The organism is Microbacterium cremeum (assembly GCF_015277855.1).
Lineage (GTDB): Bacteria > Actinomycetota > Actinomycetes > Actinomycetales > Microbacteriaceae > Microbacterium > Microbacterium cremeum.
In genome coordinates, this window is record NZ_CP063812.1 from 2,148,368 (window position 1) to 2,167,125 (window position 18,758).

The window sequence follows — 18,758 nt, forward strand, 5'->3', positions numbered from 1 at the left end:
CCGCGGCGGTCGTGACCCGGGGCTAACCGGCATCCGCCATCAGCACCGAGCTCTCGACGCTGGTCGCCGCGCGACCCGCCGCCTCGCGCGCCACGCGCACGAGTTCGCCGCCGCGGTACCCGGCGGCGTCGCTCAACGCGACGCCGACGCCGATCACGGGGATCACTCCCCCGCCGACCTTGCCGAGATCATCGAAGAGGCCGCGGTAGATGGCGCCCGCCTGGCGGCGGGCCTCCTCCGCATCGGGGACCGCGATCCCCACGACCAGCCCGCTGGATCCGTCCTGACCGACGACGGCGTTGGCGGGCGCGTGATGGCGCACGCCCGCACGCCACGCCTCGGCGATCGCGCCCGCGACGTCGGTGCCGAACGCCGACGAGATTTGGTCGAGGTCGTCGAGGCGCACGGCGGTCACCGCGATCAGCTCGGAGCGGCTCGCCGCCCGGTCGCAGAGCGAGCCGAGAAGTTCGGCGAACTCGTCCTGCGTCGCGATCCCGTCCTCGGTCCGGCCGGACGTGGACTGGCGCAGATAGCCGCGCAGGGGTGCGCGCGCCGCGCGGAGCACCGAGGTCACCACGACCGCGACGATCGTGAGCGTCACGGTGAGGAAGCTCGTCGAGATCGTGCCGAAGGCGGCACGGAACAGCGTGCTCTCGGGTCCTGAGATGAGGAACGCCGTCGTGCGCGACACGTAGTACAGCGACTGGAGTCCGAGCACGATCCCCAGCACCCACGCCGTACGCGATGCGCGCAGCGCGCCGCGGAGGCACTCCGCGGCACCGAGGCCGGCGAACACCACCAGCGCGCCGAACATCCACAGCGCGCCGGCCCAGTCCCCGCCCGCCTCGCCCTCGATCGCCACCGACACCGCCGCCGCGGCGACGCCCGCGCCGACCAGGAGCGACGGCCAGGTCATCGAGCGTCCGTTGAAGCGGCGGCAGCCGAGCCACATGCAGCCGGTGCCCGCGACGAACGCGGCGTTGCCCACCGCGACCGCCCACCACGCATCGTCGAGCTGCGCCCACACCACGTACGACAGCGTCGTGAGCATCGCCGCCAGGAACCCGAGGGACCAGATGCGGCCTGCGCCCTCGTCCCGGCGCAGCAGCGTCTCGAGGATGAAGAGCACCCCGCTCACGTTGACGACCAGCGCGGTGATGACCATGACGCTGAGGAGGTCCAGACTCATGACTCGCGTCCTTCCGGCCGGGTCGCCGGCAACTTGACGATGAAGGTCGACCCCACTCCGGGCGAGCTGTGCAGGCCCATCTCGCCCCCGTGGGCGCGCACGATATCGCGCGTGATCGCGAGTCCGAGACCCGTGCCCGCCCTGCGGTTTGCGCCCGCCTTGTAGTAGCGGTGGAACAGGCGGGATCGATCGGCCTCCGAGATGCCGATGCCGGTGTCGCGCACGAGGATCCAGCTCGAGGAGCCGTCGGAGGTGGTGCCGACGTGAACGGTGCCGCCGTCCTTGTTGTACGTGATCGCGTTCGACACCAGGTTGTCGACGACCTGCCGCAGCCGCAGCGCATCGGCCCACACCGGCGCGGGCTCCAGGCCCGACGTGTCGATCGTGATGGCGCGTACTGCGGCGCGGGTGACGGCATCCGTCGCCGCCGCGCGGACGATCTCGCTCGCCTCGACAGGACCCGGCGTGAGCGAGGTGCCCAGCGACGACGCCGAGGACCGCCCCGCCGCCAGGATGTCGGCGACGATCTGCAGCAGCCGCTCGGCATTGCGCTCGGCGATGTCGAGGTTCGCTCGGACGGCGTCCGGCGTGTCGGGGTCCTCCATGGCCAGATCGAGGTAGCCGAGGATCGCGGTGAGCGGGGTGCGCAGCTCGTGCGAGACGGAGGCGACCAGCTCGTCCCGCGCGCGGAGCGCATCCAGCTCGGCGGTGACGTCCCGTGAGACGACGACGGCGCCGGCGTCCGCGCCGTCCGGGTCGGTGAGACGCCGCGCCGTGATCGTGAGCGCGCGTCGCGCGCCGGGCTCCGCCCCGAACCACATCACCTGGTCGTCGAACGACTCGCCCCGCCGTGCCCGTTCGAGCGGCAGCTCGTCGGGGGGCACCCGTGTCGCGCCGTCGTCGCGGAACACCTCCAGCTCCGCGGCCTCGTGGGCTTCCAGCCCCTGCTGCAGGCGCGCGTGGGCGTCGTTGGTGACGGCGATGCGGCCGTCGGCGTCGATGCGGACGACGCCGAAGTCCACCGCATCGAGCACCTCGGTGACCACCTGCTCCTGCCGTCGTGTGCGCGCCAGGATGCTGCGCAGCAGCCGCGACTGCTTCGCCAGCAGCATGCGCTGCGCGTCCGAGCGGCGGGTCGTCAGGTGCGCCGTGGTCGCCACGGCCAGCAGCACGAGGGGCAGAATGAACGTGCGGTACGTCACCTCTTCGGCTGTCAGGGCCGTCAGCACGCTCACGATCCCGGCGATCGCGACGATCACGCCGGCCAGGCCCAGCATGCCGAACCCTCCGGCGAGCCACATCACCGGGAAGATCCACAGCAGCCCGAGCCGGGAATCGGGTGCGGCGAGCTGCATCAGGGTGATCGCGGCCATGTCGAGCGCCGGGACGATCGCGACCCAGCCGTAGCGAAGCGAATTCCACGGTACGACCAGCGTGGCACCCGTCACCGCCACGATCAGGACCACTCCGAAGAAGAACAGCGCGCTGTCGCCCTGGAACGGCGTGAGCATCACCATCCCGGCGAGCACGAAGACCACGCCGGCCAGCAGCAGCTGATTGAGCGTCGCGATGCGGTCGCGCGTGCGGTCGGCGATGTCGTGCCCGCGCGCCGCCGCGCGCAGGCGGGGGCCACGCGAATGCGCTTCTCGCGGCGTCGCGGCGGTCATACCGGGACGCTAACGGATGCCGCGGCCCCTGTGTGAGCGTCGTGCCGGCGCGGTGCCGGTCCCGGGGCGCGCGCCGTGCCGGTGCCGGATCACCCGCGCGCGGCGACGGCCTCGCTCAGCCACCGGGTGTGCAGCGCCCACGGGTCGTCGATCCCGGCCGCCACCGCGGCGACGTGCCGGGCGATGTCGTCGCTCAGCCGGAACCACTCGGTGCGCGGGAATCGATGGACGGCGAACTGCGCGTGCCGCCGCTGCTCGAGCGCGCGGCCGCCGCGTTCGAACGCGAGCAGCTCGTCGTGCCAGATCGCCGCGAGGCGCTGCCGCGGATTCGAGCTCGTGCCGATCTTGACCCTCTCGCCGAACCGCACGTAGTAGACGACGTCGACGCGCGGCGGCGGCAGCTCGGCGTCGGGAACGTCGCCGTGACACCATTCGCACGCCGCGCACAGCCAGCCCGACCGGTAGCGCACTCCGAGGCGGGATCCGCACACCCGGCACGGCGACGGAAGCACGTCGGTGACGCCGTACTCGGCATCGGCCCAGTCGGACGCCGCGGCGAGATGCCCTTCGCACAGCGACACCGGGGCGTCGTCCGGCACGGCGCCGCGGCACCCGTCGCCGGCTGCCAGGCAGAGTCGCACGGAACCGTTCGAGGGCACGGGGTGAGAGTACGCGCCACTTCCGACACGACGCGCACCGGCGGGCACCGCGCGTCGGGGTGTATCGCTGACGGGAGTGCGGCCCTCTTCCCGGCATGGACACCCCAGCGCCGGTGCCGCGAACGCGGAGCCGAACTGCACGCCGCACCACGCACGCGGGCGCTGCGGCGCGTTGCGCGGGGACCCTCTCGATCGCCGCGCTGAGTCTCGGCCTCGCCGCGTGCGGCGACTATGCGCCCGGCGCCGATGCGGATCCGCCGCCTGCCCGCGAGGAGCGCGAGCGACCCGGCCGCGAGACGCCGGCGGACGGCGACCGCCCCGACCCCGAGGGAGGCTCGGGCGGAGGCGGGATCCCGGACACGTACGCGTGGGGACTCCCCCCGAGCGACGTGAGCCTGACCGGCAACGACGGTCCCGCGTACCAGGCGCTGCGCAGCGGATGCTCGGAGGCCGAGCAGTACCTCGCCGCGGTGAGCGTGGAGCGGCCGTTCACGTCGAATCCGTACGGCTTCCTCAACGCGCGGTACACCGAGTTCTACGCGGCGGGCCTCGCCCTGTGCCGCGGCGACGTCGGCGCCGCCCGGATCTACCGCGATCACGCCCTCGCGCGGTGGACGACCGCAGGCATCGATCGTCCGGGCGACCCGAAGAACCCCGACGGCACCGACTACGTCGGACCGCCCCGGCCGCCCGGCTACGGCGAGCCCGAGTGCGACCTGTACCGCACGCTCGCCAGCGTGCTCGACCAGGTCGCGCCCGACTCGATCGTCTGCCCGGGCGGCGATCGGCCCGGACACGTCTTCGTCGACTACATCGTGGACGACGGTCAGGGGCCATACACCACCAGCATCTACGACGACCCGATGACGCTCGACGTGGACGAGAGCCTCATCGTCCCCGCCAACGCCGTCGACCCGTCGCCTCCCGGCTCCGAGGTCACGCCGGACGCCCCGTCGCCCGAGCCGTCGGACCCGACGACGGATGCCCCGCCTCCCGCACCCGGTGAGGTCGCGCGATGACGACTCTCGACGTCGACGGGGCCGCGGCGCCGGACGCCGACGGCGGCGTCGACGACCCGCTGGCGGCCGCCGAGAGCCGTGACATGCGCAACGGGCTGGTGCGGACGCTGCTCGCCGTGCTCGCCAACGTGGGCGTGCTCACGGCGCTGCTCGTGTACTTCGGATGGGTGCGCGCCGACCGCATGGCGACCCTGGTCGGCCTGGACGAGGCGATCCTCGGGATGACGGTCGACGACTACGTGCGTCGCAGCGTCCGGTCGGTGTTCCTGCTCCCGATCTTCGCGGCCGTCGCGGGCCTGGCGTGGGTGGGGCTGGACCAGTCGTGGCGGCGGCGTCGCGTGCGCGCCGGGGTCGATGATCCCGCGGTGGTGTTCGTCGCCCGCTGGCTGTGGGCGGCGGCGGCGCTGGTCTTCGCGGCCGGCCTCGCGCTGTGGCTCGCCGGCTACGCCCTGACCTTCACCCTGGGCCCGTTGGTGTGCGTGGCGGGACTGCTGCTCTTCCTATATGCCCTGAGCCTGCGCTCGCGGCTGCCCGGCGCGGTCGGCTTCGCGCCGCTGACCGAAGGCGTACTGCGCGGCTCGATCGCGCTCCTGGCCGCGGTGGGCCTGTTCTGGTCGGCGACGAACTTCGCGACGGTCGAGGGCACCGAGCTCGCCCGGGACTTCGAGGCCCATGTGGCGACGAGGCCCGGTGTCGAGATCGACAGCGCCGCGCCTCTGGACATCGTGGCGCCCGGGGTCGAGACCTCGTGCTTCGGCTCCGGCGCCGACCGCCGGTATCACTACCGGGGGCTGCGGCTGCTGGAGTCCACCGGCGGGAACTACTTCCTGACGTCCGAGGACTGGTCTCCCGAGTACGGGGTCGTGCTGATGCTGCCGACGGATGCCGAGGGCACGCGGTTCACGTTCGTGCGCGATGTCGACGGGATCCGCGCGGGGGCGTACCCGCCGTGCGAGCCCGAGGAACTCGCGGGCACCGGCGCGGGCGGTTGAGAGCACGAACGGCGAGAGGGCCGGAACCCGAAGGTTCCGGCCCTCTGTCACCGCCTCGGCCGCGCTGCGGCCGGGGCGATCAGTGCGATGCGCTCAGCGACCCGAGAGCTTCTCGCGCAGTGCGGCGAGAGCCTCGTCGTCCGCGAGCGTGCCCGCGGGGCCGCTGTCGGACGAGAAGGAGCTGCTGCCGGTCTCGACCGGCGCGGCGGCCTCGGCCTCGAGGGCCTTGAGCACGGCGGCCTTGTGAGCCTCCCAGCGAGCGTGGGCGGCGGCGTACTCCTGCTCCCACTTCTCGCGCTGCTCGTCGAAGCCTTCGAGCCAGGCGTTGGTCTCGGGGTCGAAGCCCTCGGGGTACTTGTACTCCCCGTTCTCGTCGTACTCCGTGACCATGCCGTAGAGGGCCGGGTCGAACTCGGTGCCGTTGGGGTCCACCGACTCGTTCGCCTGCTTGAGCGAGAGCGAGATGCGGCGACGCTCGAGGTCGATGTCGATGATCTTGACGAAGACCTCTTCGCCGACCGACACGACCTGCTCGGCGAGCTCGACGTGCTTGCCCGACAGCTCCGAGATGTGCACGAGGCCCTCGATGCCGTCCGCGACGCGCACGAACGCACCGAACGGAACGAGCTTGGTGACCTTACCGGGCGCGACCTGGCCGATGGCGTGCGTGCGGGCGAAGACCTGCCACGGGTCCTCCTGCGTCGCCTTCAGCGACAGCGAGACGCGCTCGCGGTCGAGGTCGACCTCGAGGATCTCGACGGTGACCTCCTGGCCCACCTCGACGACCTCGGACGCGTGCTCGATGTGCTTCCACGAGAGCTCGGAGACGTGCACGAGGCCGTCCACGCCGCCCAGGTCGACGAACGCACCGAAGTTGACGATCGACGAGACCGTGCCCTTGCGGACCTGGCCCTTGTGCAGGTTGTTGAGGAACGTGGTGCGCGACTCGGACTGCGTCTGCTCGAGCAGGGCGCGGCGCGACAGCACGACGTTGTTGCGGTTCTTGTCGAGCTCGAGGATCTTCGCCTCGATCTCCTGGCCGAGGTACGGCGTCAGGTCGCGCACGCGGCGCAGCTCGATGAGCGACGCCGGGAGGAAGCCGCGGAGGCCGATGTCGACGATGAGACCACCCTTGACGACCTCGATCACGGAGCCGGTGACCACACCGTCGTTCTCCTTGATCTTCTCGACGTCACCCCACGCACGCTCGTACTGCGCGCGCTTCTTGGAGAGGATGAGGCGGCCTTCCTTGTCCTCCTTCTGGAGAACGAGGGCTTCGACCTCGTCGCCGACCTTGACGACCTCGTTGGGGTCGACGTCGTGCTTGATGGAAAGCTCACGCGAGGGGATGACGCCCTCGGTCTTGTAGCCGACGTCGAGGAGGACCTCGTCGCGGTCGATCTTCACCACGGTGCCCTCGATCAGGTCGCCGTCGTTGAAGAACTTCAGAGTCTTCTCGACCGCGGCCAGGAAGTCCTCGGCAGATCCGATGTCGTTGATCGCGACCTGCTTGGTGGCCGGGGCGGTCGTTGCGCTAGTCATGTAGTGGGTTGTCCTTGTTGGGTTGGGTTCTCGGGCCTCCGCCGTCATCGGCGCCCGGTCCGCGCGAGCGCGGGCGAGCACCTCGAGCCGAGGCGAAGCGGATTGTCGTCATTCGATGTCACGAGCCCTTGCGGGATCCGGCGACCGGCGCGAACCGGCCACAGGCGTGGCGAAACAGCCACACGAGTGACACTCCAGGGTAACAGAACGCCGGGGTCGCCCGCGATGTTCCTGCGGAGTGCGATCCGGGCCCCGCCGTCAGCGCGGCAGGTCGATGGGCGCCGTGTCGGTGCCGTCGGGTCCGGCCGGCTCCTGCTGCCCCTGCGGCGGGTCGCCGCGGAGCTCGGCCAGCCGCTCGACCTCCCGGCGCTGTGCATCGGCGAGCCAGTCCCACCCCATCGTGCCGGCCGGATTCTCGTCGTGGCGCTCGACGGCGACGGGGAGCGTGTCGTACGACGCCGCGGCGGCGACGGATGCCGGGACTCGCGGCGGCGGCGGCAGGACGGGTGCGGGTGGCGGGGCGGGGTGCGACGGGTCGCCGCGGCCGGCGTACCCGCGCAGACCGGCCTGCTGGATGACGCGCTGGATCGTCAGTCCGCGCTCGTCCGGGTCGCCCACGAATCGGATCTCGCGCAGGCCCTGCTCCTGCGCCGCGGACTCGAACACGAAGTGCCCGAACCCGAACATGCGCCCGACGACGGGCTTGTGCACCGAGATGTCGAGGATGCGCGACAGCGGCATCGTCGCGATGCGCTGCGACAGGATGCCGTGCACGCGGAACACCCGCATGTTGGTGATGACGAACCGGTCCATCCGCTGCTCGAGGATCCGCCAGGACGCGTGGAGCACGACCGCGCCGCCGGCGAGCGCGGGCACCCACCACGCCTGAGGCGGCACGAAGAACGTCAGGAGGAACACGACGGTGCCGCCGAACAGCTCCAGGACCGCGGCGACGGTCGCCGCCCAGTGCTTGCGCACCTCGTCGACGACGACCTCCCCCTGATCCGCGATCAGGTGCCGATCGATCCGCGGATCGAACATGCTCAGCCCCCGGCGAGCGCCACGAAGAAGTCGACGACGGCGACGCCGGCACCCCAGACGGCGCCGAAGGCGCCCTGGACAGCGTTCGCGGCATCCTGCGGTCGCGTCACGAGGTAGAAGACGGCGAAGGCGATCACGAGCCCGATGATGATGCGCTTGACGATCTTCATGTGAGGGGGTCCCTTCGGGTCGTTGACGTGCGATCCCCCCAGAACGCAGACTCTGCTGTTCTACCGTCATTCCGGCCGTTTGGCGATGAGGCACGCGGGCGCGTCGCGGTTGCGGCCGGTGAGGTCGCCCCCGCCTGGCACGATGGACCCATGTGGATCGGATGGATCGAGTTCGACCTGCTGCTGGGCGACATCCACTCCCTCAAGGAGAAGCGCGGCGTGCTGCGCCCGCTCGTCGCGGAGCTCAGCCGCCGCACCGAGGCCGCCGCCGCGGAAGTGGGCGAGCACGACCTCCATCGCCGGGCACGCATCGGCGTGTCGGTCGTCGCGTCGGGGGCTTCGCACGTGCGCGACGTGCTGGACCGCGCCGAGAGGCTCGTCGCCGACAGGCCGGAGGTCACACTGCTCTCGACGCGGCGGGGCCTCCACTCGAGCGAGGACTGAGCTCAGCCGGCGATGGCGTGGCCGATGACCTCGTCGCCCCCGCCGAAACGGATCGTGCGGCCGATCGTGCTGTCGTCGGCGATGGCCGCAGCGATCGTCGCAGCGACGTCGGCGCGCGGCACCGCTCCCCGACCGACGGGATCGACCTCGATGCGGCCGGTCGGCGGATCGAGGGTGAGCGCGCCGGGCGCCAGGATCGTCCAGTCCAGCGCACTCGCGGCGAGATGCTCGTCGGCCGCGCGCTTGGCGTCGGCATACGGGAAGAACGACGAGTCGGCCGCGACTCCGTGGTCGGGCCGCGAGCCCAGCCACGACACCATGACGAAGCGGTCCACCCTCGCCGCCGCTGCCGCCTCCATCGAGCGGATCGCCGCGTCGCGGTCGACCGCGTATGTGCGTGCCGGGTCGCCGCCTCCCGCGCCCGCCGACCAGACCACGACGTCGTTCCCGGCGACGAGGTTCGTCAACTGCTCGACGTCCAGCAGCTCGACATCGGCCACGACCGGCTGCGCTCCGGTCGCGGCGACCTCGGCCTCATGGGCGGGATCGCGGATGACGGCGGTCACGGTGTGACCGTCCCGCACGAGAAGCGGCTCGAGCAGCAGCGCGACCTTCCCGTGTCCGCCGAAGATCAGGATGCGGGTCATGGCTTCTCCGTCCGTTGCTCGCTCCACCGTACGCCCCGGCGCCTCGCCGTGGATCGCGCGCCGCGGTCCTGGCGACGGCCCGCGTCCGCTGCTACCGTGCCAACCGGAGATTCACCGCACCGGCGAAGGGACGACGACGTGACCCAGGCACCGCACAACGCCAACTCAGCGGAGGCGCCGACCCGCCCGCGCGAGCAGTGGACCGGACAGATCGGGTTCATCCTCGCCGCGATCGGTTCGGCGGTCGGCCTCGGCAACATCTGGCGTTTCCCGGGCGTCGCGTACGAGAACGGGGGCGGGGCGTTCCTGATCCCCTACCTCGTCGCGCTGCTGACCGCCGGCATCCCGATCCTGTTCCTCGACTATGCGATCGGGCACCGGTTCCGCGGTGCGGCACCCACGGCGTTCCGGCGGCTCGGCGGCCGCCGCAACGGGCGGTGGCTCGAGGGGCTCGGATGGTTCCAGGTGGCCATCGCCTTCGTGATCGGCCTGTACTACACCGTCGTGATCGCGTGGGCGCTCAGCTTCTTCGTCTTCTCGTTCGACCTGCGCTGGGGCGACGACCCCGCCGGCTTCCTCATCGGCGAGTATCTGCGCACCGGCGACCCGGGCATCAGCTTCGAGTTCGTGCCGGGCGTGCTCATCCCGCTCGCGATCGTCTGGATCGCCGCCATCGTCGTGCTCGCCGCCGGTGTCGCACGGGGCATCCAGCGCGCCAACGTCATCTTCCTCCCGCTGCTGGTGGTCGCCTTCCTCATCCTGGTGGTGCGTGCCCTCTTCCTCGACGGCGCCGCGGAAGGGCTCAACGCGCTGTTCACGCCGCAGTGGGAAGCGCTCGCCGATCCCAACGTGTGGATCGCGGCTTACAGCCAGATCTTCTTCTCGCTGTCGATCGCGTTCGGCATCATGATCACCTACGCGTCGTATCGCAGGCGCCGGTCGAACCTCACGACGCCGGGTCTGGTCGTGGCCTTCTCGAACTCGTCGTTCGAGATCCTCGCCGGTATCGGCGTGTTCGCGACCCTCGGGTTCTTCGCGTTCCAGCAGGGCATCGCCGTCGGCGAGCTCGAGGGACTCACCGGCGTCGTGCTGTCGTTCATCACCTTCCCCGCCATCGTCTCGGAGATGCCCGGAGGGCCCATCTTCGGCGTGCTGTTCTTCGGCTCCCTGGTGATGGCAGGCTTCACCTCGCTGCTGTCGGTGCTGCAGGTGGTCTCGGCGGCGTTCCAGGAGAAGTTCGGGATGTCGCCGCGCAAGGCCGCCGTCGTGCTCGGGATCGTCTCGGCCGTGCTGTCGATCCTCCTGTTCTCGACCACGACGGGGCTGATCGCCCTCGACACCGCGGATGCGTGGGCGAACAACATCGGCATCGTGGCATCGGCGGTGCTGACGTCGGTGTTCGTGATCTGGATCCTGCGACGCGGCCGAGAGCTGCGCTTCCACCTGAACAGCGTGTCGACCTTCCGCGTCGGCCGCCTGTGGGTGTTCTTCGTCGGCCTGCTCGCTCCCGTCGTCCTCGGATACATGCTCATCTCGCGCATCGTCTCGCTGATCGTCGACGGGTACGAGGGCTATCCGGCCGAGTATCTCCTGGCCGTCGGATGGGGGACCATCCTCCTCATCGTCGTGGCCGCGGTGGTGATGCCGCTGCTGCCGTGGAAGCGGTCGCCCGACGACTTCACCGCCTGGCCGGCGTACACCGATTCGCCTGACGCGGCATCCGAAACGAAGGAGGCTTCACGATGACTCCGATCGCGATCGTGTTCCTGCTGCTCGCAGTCGTCCTGGTGTGGGGCGGACTCCTCGCCAGCGCGCTCTACCTGCGACGGCACCCCGAGCCGGCGTCGTACCCGCCGGGGGGCGTCGACGACCATCGCGAGGATGCCGCGCCCATCGAGCACGACACCTGAACCGCGGCCTCGCTCAGTTGAGGCTGCGCGTGGACGCGGGGATCACTCCGTCGCGGTAGAGGTCGGCGGCGGTGTCCTGCAGCGCCGTGAGTGCGACCCGCTGCGTCATCGGTCCGTACGAGATCCGCGCCGCGCCGAGCGCCTCGTACTCGGCGGCGCTGAGGGCGCCGGGCAGCCCGATCACGCTGAGCTTGCGCTCCCCGATGCCGTCGACGAGCCGGCGGGTGATGTCGGCGTCGAGGATGCCCGGAACGAACACCAGGTCGGCGCCGGCGTCGAGATAGGCGCGGCCGCGGACGATGGCGTCGTCGACGGATGCCTCGACCGGGCGCCCGCGGCCGCGCGCGAACGCATCGGTGCGGGCGTTGAGCACGAACGGCACTCCCTCGGCCTCGCCCGCGGCGACGATCGCCTCGACGGCGGCGACCGCTTCGTCGAGGGGACGCAGCCGATCCTCGACGTTGGCGCCGACGACGCCACGGCCGATGGCGCGGCGCACGGTCTCGCCGGGATCGCCGTAGCCGGCGTCGAGGTCGGCCGTCACTGGGAGGTCGCCCACGGCCTCGACGATGCGCCCGATCATGTCGAGGGCGATCTCGAGCGGGATCTCGCCGTCGGAGTACCCGAAGGTCGCCGCGATCGAATGGCCCGCCGTGGCGATGGCGCGCGTCTCGGGGAGTGCCGCGATCGTCTTGGCCGAGACGGCGTCCCAGACGTTCACGACGCGGAGGATCTCGGGCGCGGAATGCAGCCGCGCGAGCGTTCGGGCCTTGTCTGCCTGTGTGGTCACGCCTTTCACGTTAGCGGTGCGTCACGACCCCGGGACGCACCGCCTCACGATTCGCGCACCGCCCCGTCGAGGTAGACCCATCTGCCCGCGCGGCGGACGAACCGGCTGCGCTCGTGCAGTTCGCCCCGGTCGCGGCCGTGGCGCCACCGCGCACGGAACTCGACGGTTCCCTCGTCGTCGCCTTCGGCGCCGGCCTCGACGTGGACGATCTCCAGCCCGGTCCAGTGCTGCGCGGGGTCGAGCGCGAGCTCGGCCGGGCGCGTGCGCGGGTGCCACGTCGACGCGAGGTGACGCGCGTCACCCACGACGAACGCGGTGTAGCGCGACCGCATCAGACCTTCGGCGGTCGGCGCAGGCTCTCCGCGCAGCACCGGGCGGCAGCATCCGTCGAAGCGCTGGCCGCTGCCGCACGCACAGGGGTCGTCCGCCGAGAGGCGCGCGAATCCGCCCGCCGAGCGGGCCGCGGGTCCGAACGACACGTCAGGAGCCCGCTTTCTCGGCGCACGAGACGCAGCGGGTCGCGAACGGACGCACGCGCAGACGCGCGATCGGGATGCCGCGGCCGCAGTCGACGCATACGCCGTAGGTCCCGGCTTCCCACCGCTGCACGGCGTCGTCGATCTCGGTGATCTCGCGCAGCGCCGCCTCCTGGAGCCCCACCGCGCGCGCCCACTCCCCCGACAGCGTGACGCCTTCGGGATCGTGCTCGTCGTCGGCGACGTCCGCACCGCGATCGGCGCGCAGCTCCGCGATCGTCTCGTCCATCGCCGCCAGGCGCGCGACGGCGTGCTCGCGCAACTCGTCCAGGAGCTCGCGCAGCTCGGTCCTGCTCGCGGCGGAGGTCATCGATGAAGCGTACGCCCGTGGACGGTCGTAGAGCACGTGCCCTGCCGTCAGTCCGATACCTCGACCGTGAACGTCACATCCTGGATGCCGCCGCCGGAGTTGGAGAGCACGACCTCCGTCCGCCCCTCCGCGAGGCCCTCCACACCCGGGTTGAAGGTCGCGCCGTCCTCTTCGCGGCCCGGCGTGAACCGGGCGATGGACGGGTCGGCGACCTCGCCGCGGTAGCTGTCGACGGCGAGATCGCCGGTGTCGATGTTCAGCACCTGCCCGACCTCGAGCTCGACGGTCGCCCCCTGCAGCGACCCCGCATCGCGGGTCACGGGTGCGATGACGGGCTCCGCGGGCACGCACGCGGCGAGGAGCAGGACGATTCCGGCGACGAGGGTCGCCGCGAGCGGCTGGACGGACTTCATGCCGTCATGATGGCAGGCGCACGTGCCGCTCGGCCAGGGGGGCGACCGGCGCCGAGCGCGCCCAGCGCAGCGCGCGGCGTGACCGCTGCAGCATCCGCACCACGGTGCGCAGCGGCATCCCGATCGCGTAGGCCACCGCGCCGGCCGCGGACGCGTCGTCGGCGCCGAGCGCGGTCTTGCGCTCCCACGCGTCGCGCAACGCGCCGCCGCGCCGGGCGAACGGCGCGCGCGGCGCGAGCGCGTCGGCGCGTCGCAGCGAGACGAGCTGCGCGAGCCGGTCCTCCCAGTCGTCGGCGTGCGGGGGGTGGAAGTAGTTGTCGTCGAGCCATTCCGGATCCGGATGCCGGAACCGTCGCGCGACGACGTCGTCCTCGGAGCCGAGCAGATCGGCGTCGGCGAGCGTCTCGTTGATCAGCCGCGGCGACACTCCGAACGTGTCGAGGGCGATCACGGGCACACCACGGGCGATCGCCTCGATCGCGGCGGTCGAGCTCACCGTGACCAGACCCTCCGCAGCGTCGAGGGCGTCACCCATCGCGGCGGTGGAGGTCACCAGGTTCGGGGGAAGCGGGCCGAGCGACGCGAGAAGCTCGGGATAGCCGTCCTGCTCGACGTGCGTCTGATGCTCGCCGGTCGCCGCGCGCAGCTTCACCACGACCCGGCGTCCGGGATCGGCTTCGGCGGCTCGCACCAGCATCCGCGCGATGCGCAGACGATCGGCTCGGTCCGCCGGGACCTTCGCCTGCGTGGCGAACACCAGGTCGGTGCCCTCGGCGGCCGCACGGCGCCCGGGACGCGACCGCGCGAACGGCAGCGTGGCGAGCGCGTAGCGATGCGTGTAGCCGGTCCGGGCCGACAGCGCGCCGAACTCGCGCAGCTCTCGGCGCGAGTGCACCACGAACAGGTCGCTCTGCAGCCGGTACACGACCGCCTTGCGCGTCGCGGGGATCGAGATGCCGGGCAGGCCGGTCGCGATCACGGGCCGGGGCGAGAGCGCCGCGACGTCGCGCGCGAGCACGCGCACGAGCGGTCCGCGCGCGGCCAGCACGACCGCGTCCGCCCGCAGGTCGCGCAGCCGCGCGGCCAGACCCGCGTACTCCACGCGCTCGACCCGGTCGCGCGGCAGGCCGCTGCCGCGCAGCGCGGACGCGAGCTGGGCTTCGCTCACCGCGACCGGCGTGCTCAGCACGAGCACCGAGGCATCCCACCGCCCGTCGAGGCCGCCCAGCAGCGACGCCGCCCACTTCACGTACGAGTCGGTGTCGGCGATCGCGACGACGCGCAGCCGTTCGCCGCGCGGGCCCGATGGGCTCACGCCGGGACGCGGCGGAGCTTCGCCATCGGCGCGAGCTCGCCGGGGTAGACGCGCTTGACGCCGTCACCCAGTGCGGCCTCGATGACGCGGATATCGCGCACGAGGTGCTGCAGGCCCGCGGGCTCGAGCGAGGCGGCGTGGTCGGACCCCCACATCGTGCGGTCCAGCGTGATGTGCCGCTCCACGGCGACCGCGCCGAGGGCGACGGCGGCGAGCGAGATCTGCAGGCCGCGCTCGTGCCCCGAGTAGCCGACGGGAACACCGGGGTACCGCTCGCGCAGCGCCGGGATCATGCGCAGGTTCGCCTCGCCGGGCTCCATCGGGTACGTCGAGGTGGCGTGCATGAGCAGCAGACGCTCGGTGCCGAGCACCTCGATGGCCGCGTCGATCTCTTCGATCGTAGACATCCCCGTCGAGAGGATGATCGTCTTGCCGGTGTCGCGGAGGGCCCGCAGCAGTCCGTGGTCGGTGAGGCAGGCCGAGGCGACCTTGTGCGCGTGGACCCCGAGGTCCTCGAGGAACGCGACGCTCGGCTCGTCCCACGGCGACGCGAACCACTCCAGCCCCCGCAGCATCGCGTGGTCGGACACCTCGATGTACTGGTCGCGGTCGAACTCGACGCGCTGCCGGTAGGCGAAGTACGTCATCGTGCCCCACGGGGTCTCGCGCGGCACATCGCGCATGTGCTCGGGCGTGGCGATCTCGGGCGTGCGCTTCTGGAACTTCACGGCATCCACCCCGGCGTCGGCCGCGACGTCGATGAGGCGCTTGGCCAGTTCGACGTCGCCGTTGTGGTTGAGACCGATCTCGGCGATGACGTACGCGGGTCGCCCGCCTCCCACGACGCGGTTTCCGATCCTGACGGTCATGATGCCTCCTGTGGTGCGGTGGTCGGACCGGTCGCGCTGCGGCGACCGGTCGCGTGGATCTGTGTGCTGCCGGTGCTGCCGGTGCTGGCGCTGCCGGTGCGCGACGCCGTCCCGGCGAGCACGCGCTCGGCGAGCTCGCGCACGGCGCCCGCCCCGCCGCGGTGGTCCAGGACCACGCGCGCCGACGCCAGCACCAGCGGATGCGCCTCGGGGACGGCCACCGGCCACCCCACGAGGTCGAGGCAGGGCAGGTCGTTGACGTCGTTGCCGAGGTACGCGATGCGCGACGGCGCGATGCCGTGCTCGTCCGCCCACGACTGCAGGGCCGCGGCCTTGTCGCCCTGGCCCTGCAGGACATCGACGCCGAGCTTGCGGGCACGGGCCGACACCACCGGGTTGGTCTCGGTCGACAGGATGAGGAAGGGGATGCCGGCGGCCCGCAGCAGCGAGACGCCCATGCCGTCCGAGCGGCTCACGGTGACCGACTCGCCGCCGCCCTGATCGACGCGGACGCTGTCGTCGGTGTGGACGCCGTCGAAGTCGGTGACGACCGCGTCGGCGATGATCGGCTCGGGACGGTCGACGAGCGGGGCGAGCGCGCGCGCGATCTCCAGCTCATCGGCCGTGTCGATCTCGAGGGCACCGCGCGGCGACACCTCGGCGATGCCGACGCTTCCGAAGAAGCGGTGGCGGGAGGCACGGAATCCCGCCGCGCGCATGACGTAGAAGCCGCCGGTCTCGAGGTAGTGCGGCGTGCGGTCCTGGCGGCGAGGCCGCACCTCGACGTCGTGGTTGACCGCCTGTGCGGCACCGCCGGCGCCCTTCTCCCACAGGAACCCGTAGGTCTCGACCGCGGAGAACACGCTGTCGCGACGGCGTGAGCGCACCAGCTGCACGGCGCCCGCGAGGGCGTCGATGTCGATGAAGGGCGAGGTGGCCTGTACGAACGCGACGACGCCGACGTCGATGCGACGCGCTTCGAGCACGTCGAGGGCGTGCAGCAGCGCGCTCTCGGACGACGCCTCGTCGCCCGACAGCTCGGCCGGGCGCGCGATCGTCTCGGCGCCCCACTCGGCGGCGACCGCGGCGATCTCTGCGTCGTCGGTGGTGACGACGACGCGATCGATCGCATCGCACCGCACCGCGGCGTCCACGGCCCGTGCGACGAGCGGCACGCCGCCGACGCGACGCAGGTTCTTGCGGACGACGCCCTTCGACCCGCCGCGGGCGGGGATGATGGCGACGACCTCGCTCACGCGACGGCCTTCCGGCGCGGCGTCGTCCCGGTGCGGACGGTCGATCCGGTGCCCGCGAGCACGAGCGGCAGCGTGCTCGTCGTGCTCGAGGGCAGCGTGCGGATGTCGAGCGGCTGCCGGGCGCCGGCGAGCACGAGCTCCACCGGCAGCCGCGTCTCGAGGATGTCGACCCCGGGGATCGCGGCGACGGCGGCGAGCTGCTCGGCGGTCTCACGGCGATGCGGCAGGTAGACCGCGCCGCCGGCTGCGGCATCCGTCACCCACGCGATGTAGTCGGCCGCCGGCATACGGCCGTCGACGGGCCGTGCACTGCCGAGCACGATACGACGGCCGAGATCGGGCGCCGCCGGCGCCGTCGCGCGCGTCCACGAGAAGTCATGGCGACGGATGCCGAACCCGCGGTCCCCGAGCGCCTCGACGCGGTCGGCGCCGAGGTCGAACGCCGTGAAGAGGTGGGCGCGACGGGCTCCTGCGCGCCGGTGCACGACCTCCGCGGCGAACGGCGCGACGAGGGTCGTGAGGCCCCGCTCGTGCACGCCCGGTCGCGCGTACGGCCTCCGGCCGAGCAGGGAGTCGGCGAACGAGAGCGCAAGGGCGCCGTCGTCGAGGAAGGTGACCCGGTGCGGGCGGAGGACGCCGGCGGCGAGGCGGAACTGGCCCGAGAATCCGTCGCCGATCAGCCAGTGCCCGTGCCGCGCGAGGAGGTTCCACGGGATGCCGAGATAGGGCTCGAGCTCGCCGAAGCGCGCGCCCCGGGCCAGCAGCTCATCGGCCGTCTCGGAGATCTGCGCCGTGAGCCGGCCCGCGACCGGCACCGTGGTGCGATGCGCGGCGGCCCACTCCGCGGCGCCGAGGAGCTGAAGGGGCGACTCCACCCACGCGAGCACGTCGTTCCTGCCCATGTCGCCTCCTCTCGCCGGCCGTTCCCCCCACGGTGAGCGGCGGACGTGAACGAGACGGGTTCCGGCAGGCGACGCGAAGCGGTCCGCGAGGTGAACGGCTCGTGGCGTCGGCACCGCGTGCCAGGATGGCCGTTGTGGCTGACCGACTGATGTTGCTCGACAGTGCTTCGCTGTACTTCCGCGCGTTCTACGGCGTGCCCGACACGGTGCGCGCACCGGACGGCACGCCCGTCAACGCGGTGCGCGGGTTCCTCGACATCATCACGAAGCTCGTGACGACGTACCGGCCGACGCACCTCGTGGCCTGCTGGGACGACGACTGGCGCCCGCAGTGGCGGGTCGACCTCATCCCGACCTACAAGTCGCACCGCGTCGCAGAGGTCGTGGCCGCCGGCCCCGACGTCGAGGTGGTGCCGGATCCGCTCGAGATTCAGGTGCCCGTCATCAGGGCGGCACTCGAAGCGGTCGGAATCCGCATCGTCGGAGCACCCGAGCACGAGGCCGACGACGTCATCGGCACGCTTGCCACGGCCGCCACGATGCCGGTGGACGTCGTGACCGGCGACCGCGATCTCTTCCAGCTCGTCGACGACGGGCGGGACGTGCGCGTCGTCTACACGGCGCGGGGCATGAGCAACCTCGAAGTGCTCACCGATGCATCGGTGGTCGCGAAATACGGGGTGCTGCCGTCCCAGTACGCCGACTTCGCGACGCTGCGCGGCGACACCTCCGACGGACTTCCCGGCGTCGCCGGGGTCGGCGAGAAGACCGCGGCGGGTCTCCTCGCGACCCACGGCGACCTCGAGCGCATCATCGAGGCGGCGGCGAGCGGCGAGGGGATGTCGGCCGGAGTCCGCGCGAAGATCCTCGCGGCCCTCCCCTACCTCGAGGTCGCCCCGAAGGTCGTCGCGGTCGTGCGCGACCTTCCGCTGACCGTTCCCGACACGCGGCTGCGCCCCCTCACCCCGGAGCAGAAGACGGGTGCCGCCGCCCTCGCCGAGACGTGGGCACTGGGCGCCGCGATGAACCGCATCGTCGACGCGTTCGACGCCCTCGACGCCCGGTGATGCCGGGCACGGTGCCGGGC

General features: G+C 72.0%; 21 protein-coding genes. 6 read left to right on the forward strand and 15 right to left on the reverse strand.

The genetic code is table 11. The annotated features are described in order from the left end of the window. Positions 1 to 22: 22 nt before the first annotated feature. From IM778_RS09755 to IM778_RS09765, 3 genes are all read right to left on the reverse strand, one after another. The gene (locus IM778_RS09755; protein WP_194408719.1) at positions 23 to 1,189 is read right to left on the reverse strand and encodes a hypothetical protein; all 1,167 of its coding nucleotides are present in this window, start codon (positions 1,187 to 1,189) and stop codon (positions 23 to 25) included. Further along, on the reverse strand, positions 1,186 to 2,856 hold the full coding sequence (locus tag IM778_RS09760; protein ID WP_194408720.1) for an ATP-binding protein: 1,671 nt from the start codon (positions 2,854 to 2,856) through the stop codon (positions 1,186 to 1,188). Before IM778_RS09760 ends, IM778_RS09755 begins: the two co-directional genes overlap by 4 nt. Positions 2,857 to 2,945: 89 nt before the next feature. Continuing rightward, positions 2,946 to 3,515 (reverse strand): GIY-YIG nuclease family protein, encoded by a 570-nt coding sequence (locus IM778_RS09765; RefSeq protein WP_194408721.1) that lies wholly within the window; start codon positions 3,513 to 3,515, stop codon positions 2,946 to 2,948. Positions 3,516 to 3,610: 95 nt separating this feature from the next. Here IM778_RS09765 and IM778_RS09770 point away from each other — a divergent pair, with 95 nt between their 5' ends. Together IM778_RS09770 and IM778_RS09775 are read left to right on the forward strand one after the other, a co-directional pair. Next, positions 3,611 to 4,534: a hypothetical protein gene (locus IM778_RS09770; protein WP_194408722.1), complete on the forward strand. Its 924-nt coding sequence runs from the start codon at positions 3,611 to 3,613 to the stop codon at positions 4,532 to 4,534. After that, entirely contained in the window at positions 4,531 to 5,526 is a 996-nt protein-coding gene (locus IM778_RS09775; protein ID WP_194408723.1) for a hypothetical protein, read from the forward strand. Before IM778_RS09770 ends, IM778_RS09775 begins: the two co-directional genes overlap by 4 nt. A 93-nt stretch (positions 5,527 to 5,619) precedes the next feature. Here IM778_RS09775 and rpsA read toward each other — a convergent pair whose 3' ends face one another. The 3 genes from rpsA to IM778_RS09790 form a co-directional block, all read right to left on the reverse strand. After that, positions 5,620 to 7,068: a 30S ribosomal protein S1 gene (gene rpsA / locus IM778_RS09780; protein ID WP_194408724.1), complete on the reverse strand. Its 1,449-nt coding sequence runs from the start codon at positions 7,066 to 7,068 to the stop codon at positions 5,620 to 5,622. 258 nt (positions 7,069 to 7,326) lie between these two features. Then, positions 7,327 to 8,109, reverse strand: coding sequence for a PH domain-containing protein (locus IM778_RS09785; protein ID WP_194408725.1), 783 nt, complete (start codon positions 8,107 to 8,109; stop codon positions 7,327 to 7,329). Between the two features lie 2 nt (positions 8,110 to 8,111). Then, positions 8,112 to 8,279 carry a hypothetical protein gene (locus tag IM778_RS09790; RefSeq protein WP_194408726.1) on the reverse strand — a complete coding sequence of 56 codons (168 nt, stop codon included), beginning with the start codon at positions 8,277 to 8,279 and terminating at the stop codon, positions 8,112 to 8,114. 150 nt (positions 8,280 to 8,429) lie between these two features. Between IM778_RS09790 and IM778_RS09795 the strand changes: the two genes are divergently transcribed. Continuing rightward, positions 8,430 to 8,723, forward strand: a complete 294-nt coding sequence (locus IM778_RS09795; protein WP_194408727.1) for a DUF503 domain-containing protein — start codon at positions 8,430 to 8,432, stop codon at positions 8,721 to 8,723. 2 nt (positions 8,724 to 8,725) lie between these two features. On the opposite strand, the gene IM778_RS09800 is transcribed toward IM778_RS09795, so the two are convergent. Further along, entirely contained in the window at positions 8,726 to 9,370 is a 645-nt protein-coding gene (locus IM778_RS09800; protein WP_194408728.1) for an SDR family oxidoreductase, read from the reverse strand. A 138-nt stretch (positions 9,371 to 9,508) separates the two neighbouring features. Here IM778_RS09800 and IM778_RS09805 point away from each other — a divergent pair, with 138 nt between their 5' ends. Further along, positions 9,509 to 11,116, forward strand: coding sequence for a sodium-dependent transporter (locus IM778_RS09805; RefSeq protein ID WP_194408729.1), 1,608 nt, complete (start codon positions 9,509 to 9,511; stop codon positions 11,114 to 11,116). Then, complete coding sequence (locus IM778_RS09810) at positions 11,113 to 11,280, forward strand: methionine/alanine import family NSS transporter small subunit (protein ID WP_194408730.1); 168 nt, start codon at positions 11,113 to 11,115, stop codon at positions 11,278 to 11,280. Before IM778_RS09805 ends, IM778_RS09810 begins: the two co-directional genes overlap by 4 nt. A 13-nt stretch (positions 11,281 to 11,293) precedes the next feature. Here the strand turns inward: IM778_RS09810 and IM778_RS09815 are convergent, their stop codons facing one another. The 8 genes from IM778_RS09815 to IM778_RS09850 are packed head-to-tail and all read right to left on the reverse strand — an operon-like array spanning position 11,294 to position 17,671. Further along, positions 11,294 to 12,070: an isocitrate lyase/PEP mutase family protein gene (locus IM778_RS09815; protein ID WP_194408731.1), complete on the reverse strand. Its 777-nt coding sequence runs from the start codon at positions 12,068 to 12,070 to the stop codon at positions 11,294 to 11,296. Positions 12,071 to 12,114: 44 nt separating this feature from the next. Then, on the reverse strand, positions 12,115 to 12,549 hold the full coding sequence (locus tag IM778_RS09820; protein ID WP_194408732.1) for a YchJ family protein: 435 nt from the start codon (positions 12,547 to 12,549) through the stop codon (positions 12,115 to 12,117). 1 nt (position 12,550) lies between these two features. Then, entirely contained in the window at positions 12,551 to 12,916 is a 366-nt protein-coding gene (locus IM778_RS09825; RefSeq protein WP_194408733.1) for a TraR/DksA family transcriptional regulator, read from the reverse strand. Between the two features lie 47 nt (positions 12,917 to 12,963). Continuing rightward, positions 12,964 to 13,329 (reverse strand): hypothetical protein, encoded by a 366-nt coding sequence (locus IM778_RS09830; RefSeq protein ID WP_194408734.1) that lies wholly within the window; start codon positions 13,327 to 13,329, stop codon positions 12,964 to 12,966. 4 nt (positions 13,330 to 13,333) lie between these two features. Continuing rightward, positions 13,334 to 14,644 (reverse strand): DUF6716 putative glycosyltransferase, encoded by a 1,311-nt coding sequence (locus IM778_RS09835; protein ID WP_194408735.1) that lies wholly within the window; start codon positions 14,642 to 14,644, stop codon positions 13,334 to 13,336. Further along, complete coding sequence (locus IM778_RS09840; protein WP_194408736.1) at positions 14,641 to 15,513, reverse strand: N-acetylneuraminate synthase family protein; 873 nt, start codon at positions 15,511 to 15,513, stop codon at positions 14,641 to 14,643. The genes IM778_RS09835 and IM778_RS09840 overlap by 4 nt, the downstream gene beginning before the upstream one ends. Continuing rightward, entirely contained in the window at positions 15,510 to 16,769 is a 1,260-nt protein-coding gene (locus IM778_RS09845; RefSeq protein ID WP_194408737.1) for an acylneuraminate cytidylyltransferase, read from the reverse strand. The genes IM778_RS09840 and IM778_RS09845 overlap by 4 nt, the downstream gene beginning before the upstream one ends. Then, entirely contained in the window at positions 16,766 to 17,671 is a 906-nt protein-coding gene (locus tag IM778_RS09850) for a hypothetical protein (protein WP_194408738.1), read from the reverse strand. Before IM778_RS09850 ends, IM778_RS09845 begins: the two co-directional genes overlap by 4 nt. A gap of 134 nt (positions 17,672 to 17,805) precedes the next feature. Here IM778_RS09850 and IM778_RS09855 point away from each other — a divergent pair, with 134 nt between their 5' ends. Beyond that, complete coding sequence (locus IM778_RS09855; protein ID WP_194408739.1) at positions 17,806 to 18,738, forward strand: 5'-3' exonuclease; 933 nt, start codon at positions 17,806 to 17,808, stop codon at positions 18,736 to 18,738. Positions 18,739 to 18,758: the final 20 nt, after the last annotated feature.